The sequence below is a fragment of the Chromobacterium sp. Ag138 genome (genome assembly GCF_055181315.1).
Genome location: NZ_JBUPWA010000001.1, coordinates 3887790 through 3900236 on the forward strand (window position 1 = coordinate 3887790; position 12447 = coordinate 3900236).

The 12447-nt window shown below is 63.5% G+C and carries 12 protein-coding genes and 1 riboswitch; of the genes, 6 read left to right on the top strand and 6 right to left on the bottom strand.

What is annotated here, in order from left to right:
* Positions 1 to 33: 33 nt before the first annotated feature.
* The 4 genes from ACY3GB_RS18235 to ACY3GB_RS18250 all read left to right on the top strand — a co-directional run bounded on the left by ACY3GB_RS18235 (position 34) and on the right by ACY3GB_RS18250 (position 4199).
* A complete protein-coding gene (locus tag ACY3GB_RS18235) occupies positions 34 to 1533 on the top strand; it encodes an NADH-quinone oxidoreductase subunit M (RefSeq protein WP_463089973.1) in 1500 nt (499 codons plus the stop codon).
* A 21-nt stretch (positions 1534 to 1554) separates the two neighbouring features.
* Positions 1555 to 3009, top strand: coding sequence for an NADH-quinone oxidoreductase subunit NuoN (gene nuoN / locus ACY3GB_RS18240; protein WP_463089974.1), 1455 nt, complete (start codon positions 1555 to 1557; stop codon positions 3007 to 3009).
* Between the two features lie 10 nt (positions 3010 to 3019).
* Positions 3020 to 3316: a DUF2818 family protein gene (locus tag ACY3GB_RS18245; protein WP_463089975.1), complete on the top strand. Its 297-nt coding sequence runs from the start codon at positions 3020 to 3022 to the stop codon at positions 3314 to 3316.
* 148 nt (positions 3317 to 3464) lie between these two features.
* Positions 3465 to 4199: a ribonuclease T2 gene (locus tag ACY3GB_RS18250; protein ID WP_463089976.1), complete on the top strand. Its 735-nt coding sequence runs from the start codon at positions 3465 to 3467 to the stop codon at positions 4197 to 4199.
* A 63-nt stretch (positions 4200 to 4262) separates the two neighbouring features.
* Here ACY3GB_RS18250 and ACY3GB_RS18255 read toward each other — a convergent pair whose 3' ends face one another.
* The 5 genes from ACY3GB_RS18255 to ACY3GB_RS18275 all read right to left on the bottom strand — a co-directional run bounded on the left by ACY3GB_RS18255 (position 4263) and on the right by ACY3GB_RS18275 (position 7888).
* Positions 4263 to 4925 (bottom strand): DUF799 domain-containing protein, encoded by a 663-nt coding sequence (locus ACY3GB_RS18255; protein WP_463089977.1) that lies wholly within the window; start codon positions 4923 to 4925, stop codon positions 4263 to 4265.
* 9 nt (positions 4926 to 4934) lie between these two features.
* Positions 4935 to 5303: a DUF4810 domain-containing protein gene (locus tag ACY3GB_RS18260; protein ID WP_463089978.1), complete on the bottom strand. Its 369-nt coding sequence runs from the start codon at positions 5301 to 5303 to the stop codon at positions 4935 to 4937.
* 32 nt (positions 5304 to 5335) lie between these two features.
* Positions 5336 to 6004, bottom strand: a complete 669-nt coding sequence (locus tag ACY3GB_RS18265; RefSeq protein WP_463089979.1) for a CsgG/HfaB family protein — start codon at positions 6002 to 6004, stop codon at positions 5336 to 5338.
* Positions 6005 to 6131: 127 nt separating this feature from the next.
* On the bottom strand, positions 6132 to 6998 hold the full coding sequence (locus tag ACY3GB_RS18270) for a lipid A biosynthesis lauroyl acyltransferase (protein ID WP_463089980.1): 867 nt from the start codon (positions 6996 to 6998) through the stop codon (positions 6132 to 6134).
* Positions 6995 to 7888 carry a lysophospholipid acyltransferase family protein gene (locus ACY3GB_RS18275; protein ID WP_463089981.1) on the bottom strand — a complete coding sequence of 298 codons (894 nt, stop codon included), beginning with the start codon at positions 7886 to 7888 and terminating at the stop codon, positions 6995 to 6997. The genes ACY3GB_RS18270 and ACY3GB_RS18275 overlap by 4 nt, the downstream gene beginning before the upstream one ends.
* A 76-nt stretch (positions 7889 to 7964) precedes the next feature.
* Here ACY3GB_RS18275 and metK point away from each other — a divergent pair, with 76 nt between their 5' ends.
* Entirely contained in the window at positions 7965 to 9134 is a 1170-nt protein-coding gene (metK, locus tag ACY3GB_RS18280) for a methionine adenosyltransferase (protein WP_463089982.1), read from the top strand.
* Between the two features lie 50 nt (positions 9135 to 9184).
* On the opposite strand, the gene ACY3GB_RS18285 is transcribed toward metK, so the two are convergent.
* Positions 9185 to 10774 carry a histidine kinase N-terminal 7TM domain-containing protein gene (locus ACY3GB_RS18285; protein ID WP_463089983.1) on the bottom strand — a complete coding sequence of 530 codons (1590 nt, stop codon included), beginning with the start codon at positions 10772 to 10774 and terminating at the stop codon, positions 9185 to 9187.
* A gap of 89 nt (positions 10775 to 10863) precedes the next feature.
* Positions 10864 to 10955: riboswitch (S-adenosyl-L-homocysteine riboswitch) on the top strand.
* 72 nt (positions 10956 to 11027) lie between these two features.
* Between ACY3GB_RS18285 and ahcY the strand changes: the two genes are divergently transcribed.
* A complete protein-coding gene (gene ahcY, locus ACY3GB_RS18290; protein WP_463089984.1) occupies positions 11028 to 12428 on the top strand; it encodes an adenosylhomocysteinase in 1401 nt (466 codons plus the stop codon).
* The last annotated feature ends 19 nt before the right edge of the window (positions 12429 to 12447 follow it).

A 12447-nucleotide genomic window follows, 5' to 3' on the forward strand; every position in this document is an offset into this window, starting at 1 on the left:
TTCCGGGATTGAAATAACAATATAGGTTTGACTATGTTCACAAATCTGTTAAGTCTGGTGATCTGGACGCCGATACTGGCCGGCCTGGTAGTGCTGGCCACCGGCGGCGACCAGCGCGCGCCGCTGGCGCGCTGGCTGGCGGTGGCGGGAGCCCTGGCGGGCTTCCTGCTGTCGATCCCGCTGTTCACCGAGTTCAACAACCTGAACGGCGGCATGCAGTTCGAAGAGATGAAGCCGTGGATCGCTTCGCTCAACATCAACTACCACCTGGGCGTGGACGGCATCTCGATGCTGTTCGTGGTGCTCAACAGCTTCACCACGCTGTTGGTGGTGATCGCCGGCTGGGAAGTGATCCAGAAGCGCGTGGCGCAGTACATGGCCGCCTTTCTGATCATGTCCGGCCTGATCAACGGCGCCTTCGCCGCGCTGGACGCCATCCTGTTCTATGTCTTCTTCGAAGGCATGCTGATCCCGATGTACCTGATCATCGGCGTCTGGGGCGGTCCGCGCCGCGTCTACGCGTCGATCAAGTTCTTCCTGTACACGCTGCTCGGCTCGCTGCTGATGCTGGTCGCTTTGATCTACCTGTACTTCCAGGCCGGCAAGAGCTTCGAGATCCTGGCGTTCCACGACATCGCCAAGATTTCGCTGACGGTGCAGATCCTGCTGTTCGTCGCCTTCTTCATGTCCTTCGCGGTCAAGGTGCCGATGTGGCCGGTCCACACCTGGCTGCCTGACGCCCACGTGGAAGCGCCGACCGGCGGCTCCATGGTGCTGGCCGCGATCACGCTGAAGATCGGCGCCTACGGCTTCCTGCGGTTCATCCTGCCGATCATGCCGGACGCCGCGCGCGAGCTGTCGCCCATCATCATCGGCCTGTCGCTGGTGGCGGTGGTCTACATCGGCCTGGTGGCGCTGGTTCAGTCCGACATGAAGAAGCTGGTGGCGTACTCGTCCATCTCCCACATGGGCTTCGTGACCCTGGGCCTGTTCCTGTTCACCGGTTCCGAGCTGAACCAGTGGGCTGTCGAGGGCGCGCTGGTGCAGATGGTGTCCCACGGCTTCGTCTCCGCCGCGATGTTCTTCTGCATCGGCGTGATGTACGACCGCGTGCACAGCCGCAACATCGCCGACTACGGCGGCGTGGCCAACAAGATGCCGATCTTCGCCGCCTTCATGATGCTGTTCGCGATGGCCAACTCCGGCCTGCCGGCCACTTCCGGCTTCGTCGGCGAATTCATGGTGATCATGGGCGCGGTGCAGGTGAACTTCTGGTACGCCGCGCTGGCCGCCACCACGCTGATCTTCGGCGCCGCCTACACCTTGTGGATGTACAAGCGCGTGATCTTCGGCGACGTGGCCAACGAGCATGTGGCCGAGCTGTCCGACGTCAACAAGCGCGAGTTCCTGGTGCTGGCCATCCTGGCCTTGATGGTGCTGGGCATGGGTCTGTACCCGCAGGCTTTCGTCGCCAAGATGCACCTGGCGGTCAACGACCTGATCACGCACGTCGCGCAGACCAAGCTGCCGTAAGGACGGAAGGAATACACACAAATGAATTGGGCTGATCTCAACCTGATACCCGCGATGCCGGAGCTGTTCCTGATCGGCGCGTTGCTGGTAGTGCTGATGCTGGATCTTTTCATCTCCGATGAAAAGCGCTGCGTCACCTACGGCCTGACGCTGCTGACCCTGGTCGGCGCCGCCGTCGCGCAGGTATGCACCTTTACCCCGTATCCGGTGACCACGTTCTCCGGCATGTTCGTCGCCGATCCGCTGGCGGCGCTGGTCAAGCTGGCGATGTACGGCGTCACCGCCATCGTGCTGGTGTACAGCCGCCAGTACACCGCCGACCGCGGCCTGTTCAAGGGCGAGTACTTCTCGCTGTCGCTGTTCGCGCTGTTGGGCATGAACCTGATGGTGTCCGCGTCCCACTTCCTGACCCTGTACATGGGCCTGGAGCTGCTGTCGCTGGCGCTGTACTCGCTGATCGCGCTGCAACGCGACTCCGTCCCGGCCACCGAGTCGGCGATGAAGTACTTCGTGCTGGGCGCGCTGGCTTCCGGCCTGCTGCTGTACGGCATCTCGATGATCTACGGCGCCACCGGCTCGCTGGAGCTGGCCGCCGTCGCCAAGGCGATCAAGTCGCACTCCGCCAACGGCGTGCTGCTGATCTTCGGCCTGGTGTTCATCGTCGCCGGCCTGAGCTTCAAGCTGGGCGCCGTGCCGTTCCACATGTGGGTGCCCGACGTCTACCAGGGTTCGCCGACCTCCGTCACGCTGATGGTCGGCGCCGCGCCCAAGCTGGCCGCCTTCGTGTTCGTGCTGCGCATCCTGGCCCAGGGCCTGGACGCGCTGGTGGGCGACTGGCAGGGCATGCTGATCATCGTCGCGGTGCTGTCGATGGCCATCGGCAACATCACCGCTATCGTGCAGACCAACATCAAGCGGATGCTGGCTTACTCCACCATCTCGCACATGGGCTTCCTGCTGTTGGGCGTGCTGGCCGGCACCAAGCAGGGCTACTCCGCCGCGCTGTTCTACGCGGTGGTGTACGTGGCGATGTCGCTGGTCAGCTTCGGCATCATCCTGGCGCTGTCGCGCAAGGGTTTCGAGTGCGAGAAGATCGACGATCTGAAGGGCCTGAACAGCCGCAACAGCTGGTACGCGCTGTTGATGCTGCTGGCCATGTTCTCTATGGCCGGCATCCCGCCGCTGGCCGGCTTCTACGCCAAGTTCGCGGTGATCCAGGCCGTGGTGCAGATCGGCATGATCAAGCTGGCCGTGTTCTCCGTGCTGATGTCGGTGATCGGCGCCTTCTACTACCTGCGCGTGGTCAAGGCCATCTACTTCGACGACGCCCAGGACAACGCCCCGATCGCCGTCCGCGCCGACATGAAGCTGGTGCTGTCGCTGAACGCGCTGGCGCTGCTGGCGGTGGGCATCCTGCCGCAGTCGCTGCTTGAGCTGTGCGCGCAGGTGATGCGCCAGTCTCTGGGCATGATGTAAGGACTGGGCCATGCAGACCGGCATCGTGATCCTGCTGCTGCTGGCCTTGGCGGCCGCCAACCTGCCGTTCGCCACCTCCCGCGTGGCCTGCGTGTTCAAGGTGGCGCGCAAGCACTTCGGCTGGCAGGCGCTGGAGCTTGTCGCGCTGTATCTGCTGGTGGGCCTGCTGGCCCGCCTGCTGGAGGCGCAGACGATGCCGGTGCATGCGCAGAATTGGCAGTTTTACGTCACCACTTTCGCGCTGTTCGTGGTGGCGGCCTTTCCGGGATTCGTCTACCGGTATTTCTGGCGCAAGCCGGGACAATAGCGGCGCGAACGCGCAAGCAACAAAGCACTGCCCAGGCAGTGCTTTTTTTATTGTCATTTGTTGCGGCTGCTTGCTAAATATTGCATTTTGATTGAAATTGACATTTTATATCCGCATGAAATGCGGAAAGAACTCAATGGTCATCATCATGCGCAAATTACTGACGGTCTCCCTGCTCGCCCTGCTGGCGGGCGTTGCCCAGGCTGACGAGCTGAAGCCGGCCCGCCACGGCGATTTCGCCCATTACACCTTCGCGCTGGCGTGGCTCCCGGGCTTCTGCAGCGCCGGCGGCGAGGGCTGTCTGCCCAGCCAGCCGAGGGAGGAATTGATCGGCCTGCATGGCTTGTGGCCGTCGGAGCCCAAGAGCCTGGAAGACAAGGGCGTGAAAGTGCAGCAATGGTGGGCGTCGGGCTGCTCGATGCTGCCGCATGTACTGGCGATTCCGGTGTTGTCGGAAGAGTTGAGGCAGCGCTTGAAGGAAACCATGCCGCAGCTCGCCAGCGATCTGCAGACCCATGAATACGTGAAGCACGTCCAGTGCTTCGGCTACGACGCCAACGAATTTTTCTCCACCGCGCTGCAGCTGCGCGAAGCGGTGGTGGACAGCGACTTTGGCCGCTACCTGAGCGTCCAGGCTGGCCAGACCCGCACTGGCGCGGAAGTGAAGGATGCATTCGCCAAGGGCTACGCCACCGGCGAGCGCGGCGCGCTGCAGCTGCGCTGCGCCAAGGACGCCAAGGGCCGCAACGTGCTGACCGAGTTGTGGTTCACGCTGAAGAAGGACAAGCTGGACAGCTTCCCGGAGGTGGACAGCTTCATGGACACGCCGGCGGCGGAGCGCGAGGACACCTGCTCCCAGCCCTTCCTGCTGCCCAAGTGGTAAGCGCGCATGAAAAAGCCGCCCGGCCGTAAGGCGGGGCGGCTGTTCCATTCCTAAGCCAGGCGCTCAGTCGGTGCCGTATTGTGGCGAGCGCGGGCCATACAGCACGCCGTTGGCGCGCCCCGCGGACAGCAGCTGATTGGTGGCCATGCCGGCGACCGGATAGGTGGCGTCGCTGGCGCTGTTGACGATCTGCTTGATCGCGGCGTTGATCAGCATGCCCACCAATCCGCCTGCATTGTTGTTGTTGCTGTTGGCGTTGTTGGCGGCGGCGCTGCCGGCCCACAGCTCCTGGCCGCTTTTCAGGTCCACCAGCTTGGTCTGCACTTCCACTTCCGCGACGCTGTCCAGCACGCTGTAGCGCACGCCGTAGCGTTTGACCGTGGTGTACAGCGCGGCATCGGCGCCGAAGATCTCGCGCAGCTTGGCGGGGGAGACCGCCTGAATGTCATTGGCGGTGGCGAGGCCGTTCTGCTTGAAGGTTTCCGTCATCAGGGTGATCGGGACCACGTAGTAGCCGGCTTCGGCCAGCGGGTAGGTCATCTGCGACAGCACGCCGATAGGGCCGTTGACTTCGGGCGAGTCATTGACCGGCGGCAGCACCAGGATGGCGCGCGGACGGCTTTGCTTGTAGGCGGTGTAGTCGCGATTGACGACCGGGGCGGCGCAGCCGGTGGCCAACGCGGCCAAAGAGGCGATCAGCGTCGCCTTGGCGAGATGTTTGAGCATGATGTCCTCTTATTTTTTCAGCTTGCTCATCAGGAAGTCCAGATAGGAAGCCGATTCGGGGAACAGCTTCTTCTCGGTTTCGAACTCCTGCGCCATCCGGTCGGTGTTGCCGGCATTTGCGTACAACATGCCCAGATGGGCGTGATAGCCCGGCGGCTCCTGATTGCCCTTGGCGCGGATCTTCTGCAGTCCTTCTTCCAGCACGGAGATCTGCTTCTGAGCGTCCGCGCCGTCGCCCTTCAGGTACTCATACACTTCCGGTTGGTACGACTCCCATTGGTAGAGTGTCTTGGGGCCGGTCGCGCAGGCGCTGAGCAGCGCGCAGCCAGCGAGCATGCCGATCACGCGGCGATGCGTCTTGATGCTTTTCGTTTTCATTGTCTCGGTATTGTTTTTGTATGGGGTGGGGCTTATTTGCCAGGCGTCCAGGCGCCGGAGTCGATGCCGTTGACCAGGTTGTTGACTGCTTCGCGCATGGCCAGATCCAGTACCTTGCCGTTCAGCGTGGAGTCGTAGCTGGCAGTGCCGCCGAAGCCGATGATCTCTCGATTGGACAGCGAGTATTCGCCGGCGCCTTGGGAGGAAAAGACGACTTCGGCGGTCTGGGTGTTGACCACGTTCAGGCTGACCTTGGCGTAGGCGATCTGCTGCTTGCCGCGGCCCAGGATGCCGAACAGCTGGTGATCGCCGACTTCCTTGCGGCCGAATTCGGTGACGTCGCCGGTGATCACGTAGTCGGCACCCTTCAGCGCTTGCGCCTGCTGTTTCAGGCCGGCTTCCTGCTTGATTTCCGCGAGGTTGTCGCGATCAAGCACGTTGAAGCGGTTGCTTTGCTGCAGATGGGTGATCAGCACGGTCTTGGCCTGGCTGCCCAGGTGGTCGACGCCATCGGAGAAGATGCCGCGCATGAAGCTGGAGCGGTTGTCGAACTTGCCGACCGAAATCGGCGCGCGCGGACCGTTGTAGGGCTTGTTGGCGCTGGCGACCTGCGCGACAGCGAGCGTCTGGGAAGACTCGGTGGCGCAGCCGGACAGCAGGGCGGCTGCCAGAGCGGCGCTGCAAAGAGTTTGTTTTATCATTAACAATCTTCCTGTTTTAAATACGTGTGCGTATGTTAACGGGGATCAACAATATACCGTAAACAGGAAGACTGTTATCTGATTAATGCATTGGCATTTGAGGCGGGACAAGCGCCCGGATGTGGGATCAATACACGCGGGTTTCGCCCTGGGGGCGGTTCTTGAAGCGTTTGTGCAGCCAGAAGTACTGGTCCGGAATTTCGCGGACGCGGTCTTCCAGGAAAGCGTTCATGCGGCGGGTGTCGGCCTCGATGTCTTCGCTGGGATAGCCGTCCCAGGCGGGATAGAACTCCAGTTCGAAACGGTCGCCGACGCGGCGGGGGATCGCCGGCACCACCTTGGCGCGGGCGAGTTTGGCGATGCGCGACATGCCGGTGATGGTAGCCGCCTTGACGCCGAAGAAGTCGACGAACAGCGAGTCGCGGACGCCGAAATCCTGGTCCGGCAGATACAGGAAGGGCGCGTGGTCCTTGCGCATCGCCTTGATGATCGGGCGCAGGCCCTCCTGGCGCGACACGATGTAGGCGTTGTCGTAGCGCTGGCGCCCGGCGTAGATCTGCTTGTCCAGCGCCTCGTTCTTCTGGTGCGAATACACGCTGACCAGCGGGATGTACTGGTTAAGCGCGTAGACGCACATTTCGAAGCCGACGAAGTGCGGATAGAACAGGATCACATCCTCGCCCTTGTCGCGAAGATCGGTGACGTAATGCAGGTTCTTGATGTCCACCAGGTTGTCGATGCGCTTGGCTGAACTCCACCAGCACACGCCGTACTCCAGCGCCAGCCGTATCATGTGCTGGCAGTTCTTGCGGATCAGCCGCTTGCGTTCGGCCAGCGGCATGTCCGGGAAGCACAGCCGCAGATTGATCAGGCCGACGCGGCGGCGACCGCGCGCCAACAGGTAGGCGAGGTTGCCCAGGCCGGCGGCGATGAGGCCGATGGCCCGCATCGGCAGTAGGCGGATCAGCCACAGCAGGGCGAAAGCGAATTTCATGCGTGTCCTTGTTCTGAGTCCGGCCGGGCGACGCCGGCCGGGCATTTGTAGCGGTTGTAGCTCCACAGGTACTGGCTGGGGAAGCGGCGGATCAGACTTTCCACCTGGGCGTTCATCCGCGCGCAGTCGGCTTCCTTGTCGCCGGTGAATGGCTGCGCCAGCGGTTCGATGTGCACCGCGAAGCCTTGGCCGCCCGGCAGCCGTTCGCCGACGAAGAATAGCGTGGTCACCTTGCTCATCTGCGCCAGGCGGGGCACCAGCGTCATCGTATAGGCGGGGCGGCCGAAAAACGGCGCCCATACGCCCTCGCCGTTGCCGGGCACCTGGTCGGGCAGGATGATGGTGGCTTCGCCGGACTTCAGCGCCTTCATCAGCGCGCGCACGCCGGCGGCGGTGGCCGGGGCGGTGCGGCCCTTGCCGCGCGCGCGGCCGGCCTGCATCACCGGTTCAAGCCACTGCAGCTTGGGCGGCCGATACATCGCGGTCAGCGGAAACGGCAGCCGCGAACTGATGTAGCGGCCAGCGATATCGTAGCTGCCCAGATGTGGCGTGATGAAGACGATGCCGTTATTCTGTTCCAGAGCGGTCTCGACATGCTCCCAGCCTTGGCACCGCCTGACCATGGCGGCGATGTCTTCCGGACTGCGGCACCAGGCGATGGCCAGCTCCAGCGCGCCTTTGCCGGTTTCCGCCGCCGCCAGTTTGACTTGGCGCGGTAAAAGCTGATAGTTTTGGAAGATTTTACTAGAACTCAGATTCTCCCGCAGCCGCGCCGCGAACCGCGGGGACGCGAGATAAGTCAGCCGCCCCAGAGCGGCGCCCAAACCTTGTAGCCAGGATAATGGGAGGCTCGCCAGGAAGGTCAGTAGCAGTTGGACTAGCTTGGACATAATCTGAGCGGTCTTGGTCTGAAAGCGGCCTATTCTACCATCACGAGGTTTTGTATTTTTTGGGAACGCATAATAAATGAGTGAATACCTGTTTACCTCCGAATCGGTCTCCGAAGGCCATCCGGACAAGGTAGCCGACCAGATTTCCGACGCCATCCTCGACGCGATTCTGCGCGAGGACAAGCACGCCCGCGTCGCGGCTGAAACGCTGGTCAACACCGGTCTGGTCGTATTGGCCGGCGAGATCACCACCACCGCCAACATCGATTACATCAAGATAGCCCGCGAGACCATCAAACGCATCGGCTACGACGATTCCGAACTGGGCTTCGACTACCGCGGCTGCGCGGTGATGGCTTGCTACGACAAGCAGTCTCCCGACATCGCCCAGGGCGTGAACGAAGGCGAGGGCCTGGACCTGAACCAGGGCGCCGGCGACCAGGGCCTGATGTTCGGCTACGCCTGCGACGAAACGCCGACGCTGATGCCGTTCCCGATCTACTACGCGCACCGCCTGGTGCAGCGTCAGGCCGAACTGCGCAAGGACGGCCGCCTGCCGTGGCTGCGCCCGGACGCCAAGAGCCAGATCACCTGCGTGTACGACGCCGCCACCGGCCTGCCCAAGCGCATCGACACTGTGGTGCTGTCCACCCAGCACAGCCCCGACATCGATCACAAGACGCTGTCCGAGGCGGTGATCGAAGACATCGTCAAGCCGGTGCTGCCGCCGGAGATGATCACCCCGGAAACCAAGTTCCTGATCAACCCGACCGGCCGCTTCGTCATCGGCGGCCCGATGGGCGATTGCGGGCTGACCGGCCGCAAGATCATCGTCGACACCTATGGCGGCGCGGCGCCGCATGGCGGCGGCGCGTTCTCCGGCAAGGATCCGTCCAAGGTCGACCGTTCGGCGGCCTACGCCGGCCGCTACGTGGCGAAGAACATCGTCGCCGCCGGCCTGGCGCGCCAGTGCCAGATCCAGGTGTCGTACGCGATCGGCGTGGCCGAGCCGACCTCGATCGCGGTCGACACCTTCGGCACCAACCGCATTCCGAACGAGAAGATCGTCGAGCTGGTGAAGAAGCATTTCGACCTGCGTCCGAAGGGCATCATCCAGATGCTGGACCTGCTGCGTCCGATCTACGGCAAGACCGCCGCCTATGGCCATTTCGGCCGCGAGGAGCCGGAATTCAGCTGGGAGCGCACCGACAAGGTCGAGGCGCTGCGCGCCGACGCCGGCCTGTAAGCCAGGCCGGTCGCAGCTGAAAAAACCGCCAGTTTCCGCTGGCGGTTTTTTTATTGACCGCTGGCGGCGCGCACACTGCAGTTCTTGCCGGCCGCCTTGGCCTGGTACAGCGCCTGGTCGGCGCGGCGGTACAACTCGTCCAGCGCGCGGCCATTGCCGGGCAGGGCGGCGATGCCGCAGGAAAAGCTGGCGCGGAACGGATGCTCGCCGATGTGCTCCAGGCGATGGAAATCGCGGCGCCATGCTTCAACCCGCTGTTGCGCCTGCTCGGCATCGCTGCCCGGCAGCACCACCATGAATTCCTCGCCGCCCAGCCGGCAGACGATGTCGGCGGCCCGGCTTTGCTGTTGCAGCAGCCGCGCCAGCGCCTGCAGCACCCTGTCGCCGACCTGGTGGCCATGCTGGTCGTTGATGCGCTTGAAGTCGTCCAGATCCATCATCGCCACCGCGATCGGCTTCGCCTCGCGCTCGGCGCGCTCGCGTTCGCGCTCGAAGGTTTCGTCCAGGTAGCGGCGGTTGAACAGATGCGTCAGCGGATCGCGCAGCGTCTGCTCGCGCAGCGCCGCCTGCAGCGTTTCGATTTGCGCCAATCTGTCGGTCAGCTGCAGATTGGCCTCGCGCAGCGCGTCTTCGGCCTGCCGCCGCTGGGTGATGTCGCGCATCACCAGCATGCGGGTGCGCGCCGGTTTGTGGAAAGGCTCGATTTCGTAGGCGCGGATGTCCAGGATGCGGCCGCCGTCCGGCGTCGTCAGTTCCAGATGCGCGCCGTTTTCCAGCATGCTGGCCTCCAGCCATGGGGCGGGCAGCGGCTGGCCGGGCCAGTCCGCCGGCGCGCCGCCCAGCATGCGGACCCCGGATGGGTTGATGTCGAGGATGCGCAGCTGGTGGTCGACCACCACCACGCCGTCGCCCATGGCCTCGAAGGCGCGGGCGCGCGCCACCGGCACCAGGTGCAGCTGGCGCAGATAGAGCAGATCGATCGCGAAGATCAGGCCGGTGAAGGCGAAAGAGTGGGGCGTCGGGTCCAGGCCTTGCAGCGGAAAGGCGCCGGTCAGGTAAAGAATGTTGCCGAACCACGGCGCGATCGCGCTCAGCATCAGCGTCAGCGACTGGCCGCGGAAATGCGCGGGGAAGTAGTGCAGCGCGCGAATCAGCAGCAGGCTGCCCAGCAGCATCATCAGATAGGAATAACCGGCCACGCCCAGCCAGAACGCCGGACCGTGGCCGTAGATCAGCAGGTTGTGGCCCGAGGGGCTGGGCTGGAAGCTGGTCCACACCAGGCTGTGGCGCTCGTTGGTGGCCGCCAGCAGTAGGCAGGCGGCGGGAACGGCGAACAGCAGGGCCAGCCCGCGCCGCCGCAGCGAGATGTGGTTGTAGTCCAGCGCCAGCAGCAGGAACAGCACCGGGGTGCTCAGCGTGCCCAGGTATTCCACCTTGGACCAGAACAGCTTGGCGGCTATGCTGGTGACGGACAGTTCGCACATCGCGCCGGCCGCCCAGAACGCGACCGAGGCCATCAGCAGCGCCAGCCAGCGCACGCCGGCGAATTGCCTGCGGCTCCAGGCGATGATGCTGATGGCGGCGGCCAGCAGCGCGGCCAGGCCGGATAGCGCGGCCAGCGGGGTGAATACGAAACTCATGGCGGTCCGGCGGAAGGACAAGCCCTTAGTTTATCGCTTTGACATGGCAAGTCCTACCTTTTCCGATTCGACTGGGTATAATGTCCTGGTCTCCCGAGGAGCGCTGCGAGGAGTTTTTTCCCCAGGCTCGGGCAGCCGCCGGCCGTTTCAGCAGCCAGCGACCCAACGGCGCTCACCTGACTCATGACCGTGGCGGCACGGGATGGCGGGTGGGCCGCATCCTGGCTGGCCGCGTGAACAAGGATGCTTCACGATGGCTGATTTTTCCGATTTCCATGTAGCTGACATCGCGCTTGCCGGTTGGGGGCGCAAGGAACTGAACATCGCCGAGACCGAAATGCCCGGTCTGATGGCGGTCCGCGACGAATACCACGCCGCGCAGCCGTTGCGCGGCGCGCGCATCGCCGGCAGCCTGCACATGACGGTGCAGACCGCGGTGCTGATCGAGACGCTGACGGCGCTGGGCGCCGAAGTGCGCTGGGCCTCGTGCAATATCTTCTCCACCCAGGACCATGCCGCCGCCGCCATCGCCGCCGCCGAGATTCCGGTGTTCGCGTTCAAGGGCGAGAGCCTCGACGAATACTGGGAATTCAGCCACAAGATCTTCGAGTGGCCCGAGGGCCAGCCGGCCAACATGATCCTGGACGATGGCGGCGACGCCACGCTGCTGCTGATGCTGGGCAGCAAGGCCGAGCAGGACATCGGCGCGATCGCCCATCCCACCAATGAGGAAGAGACCGCGCTGTTCGCGTCGATCAAGCGCCACCTGGCCATCGATCCGCATTGGTACTCCAAGCGCCTGCAGCACATCCAGGGCGTCACCGAAGAAACCACCACCGGCGTGCATCGCCTGTACCAGCTGGAGAAAGACTGCCAGCTGCCGTTCCCGGCGATCAACGTCAACGATTCCGTCACCAAGTCCAAGTTCGACAACCTGTACGGCTGCCGCGAGAGCCTGGTTGACGGCATCAAGCGCGCCACCGACGTGATGGTGGCCGGCAAGGTGGCGGTGGTGCTGGGCTATGGCGACGTGGGCAAGGGCTGCGCGCAGAGCTTGCGCGGACTGGGCGCCACCGTGTGGGTGACCGAGATCGACCCGATCTGCGCGCTGCAGGCGGCGATGGAGGGTTACCGCGTGGTGCGGATGGACGAGGTGGCCGACCAGGCCGACATCTTCGTCACCGCCACCGGCAATGTCGGCGTGATCACCCACGAGCACATGAAGAAGATGCGCAACAACGCCATCGTCTGCAATATCGGCCACTTCGACAGCGAGATCGAAGTCGCGTCGCTGCGCCAATACCAGTGGGAAAACATCAAGCCGCAGGTCGACCACATCATCTTCCCCGACGGCAAGCGCATCATCCTGCTGGCTGAAGGCCGCCTGGTGAACCTGGGCTGCGGCACCGGCCACCCGAGCTTCGTGATGTCTAACAGCTTCACCAACCAGGTGCTGGCGCAGATCGAATTGTTCGCCAACGGCCATCAGTATGAAAAGAAAGTGTACGTGCTGCCCAAGCATCTGGACGAGAAGGTCGCCCGTCTGCACCTGTCCCGCATCGGCGCGCGCCTGACCGAACTGTCCGATCAGCAGGCCACCTACATCAGCGTGCCCAAGCAAGGTCCTTATAAGCCGGATCACTATCGTTATTGATTATTGAACCTAGGCGAAA

What these genes read in the sequence shown, in the direction of transcription:
- ACY3GB_RS18235 (WP_463089973.1), top strand. Translation starts at nt 34, where the DNA reads ATGTTCACAAATCTGTTAAGTCTGGTGATCTGGACGCCGATACTGGCC.
- nuoN (WP_463089974.1), top strand. Translation starts at nt 1,555, where the DNA reads ATGAATTGGGCTGATCTCAACCTGATACCCGCGATGCCGGAGCTGTTC.
- ACY3GB_RS18245 (WP_463089975.1), top strand. Translation starts at nt 3,020, where the DNA reads ATGCAGACCGGCATCGTGATCCTGCTGCTGCTGGCCTTGGCGGCCGCC.
- ACY3GB_RS18250 (WP_463089976.1), top strand. Translation starts at nt 3,465, where the DNA reads ATGCGCAAATTACTGACGGTCTCCCTGCTCGCCCTGCTGGCGGGCGTT.
- ACY3GB_RS18255 (WP_463089977.1), bottom strand. Translation starts at nt 4,925, where the DNA reads ATGCTCAAACATCTCGCCAAGGCGACGCTGATCGCCTCTTTGGCCGCG.
- ACY3GB_RS18260 (WP_463089978.1), bottom strand. Translation starts at nt 5,303, where the DNA reads ATGAAAACGAAAAGCATCAAGACGCATCGCCGCGTGATCGGCATGCTC.
- ACY3GB_RS18265 (WP_463089979.1), bottom strand. Translation starts at nt 6,004, where the DNA reads ATGATAAAACAAACTCTTTGCAGCGCCGCTCTGGCAGCCGCCCTGCTG.
- ACY3GB_RS18270 (WP_463089980.1), bottom strand. Translation starts at nt 6,998, where the DNA reads ATGAAATTCGCTTTCGCCCTGCTGTGGCTGATCCGCCTACTGCCGATG.
- ACY3GB_RS18275 (WP_463089981.1), bottom strand. Translation starts at nt 7,888, where the DNA reads ATGTCCAAGCTAGTCCAACTGCTACTGACCTTCCTGGCGAGCCTCCCA.
- metK (WP_463089982.1), top strand. Translation starts at nt 7,965, where the DNA reads ATGAGTGAATACCTGTTTACCTCCGAATCGGTCTCCGAAGGCCATCCG.
- ACY3GB_RS18285 (WP_463089983.1), bottom strand. Translation starts at nt 10,774, where the DNA reads ATGAGTTTCGTATTCACCCCGCTGGCCGCGCTATCCGGCCTGGCCGCG.
- ahcY (WP_463089984.1), top strand. Translation starts at nt 11,028, where the DNA reads ATGGCTGATTTTTCCGATTTCCATGTAGCTGACATCGCGCTTGCCGGT.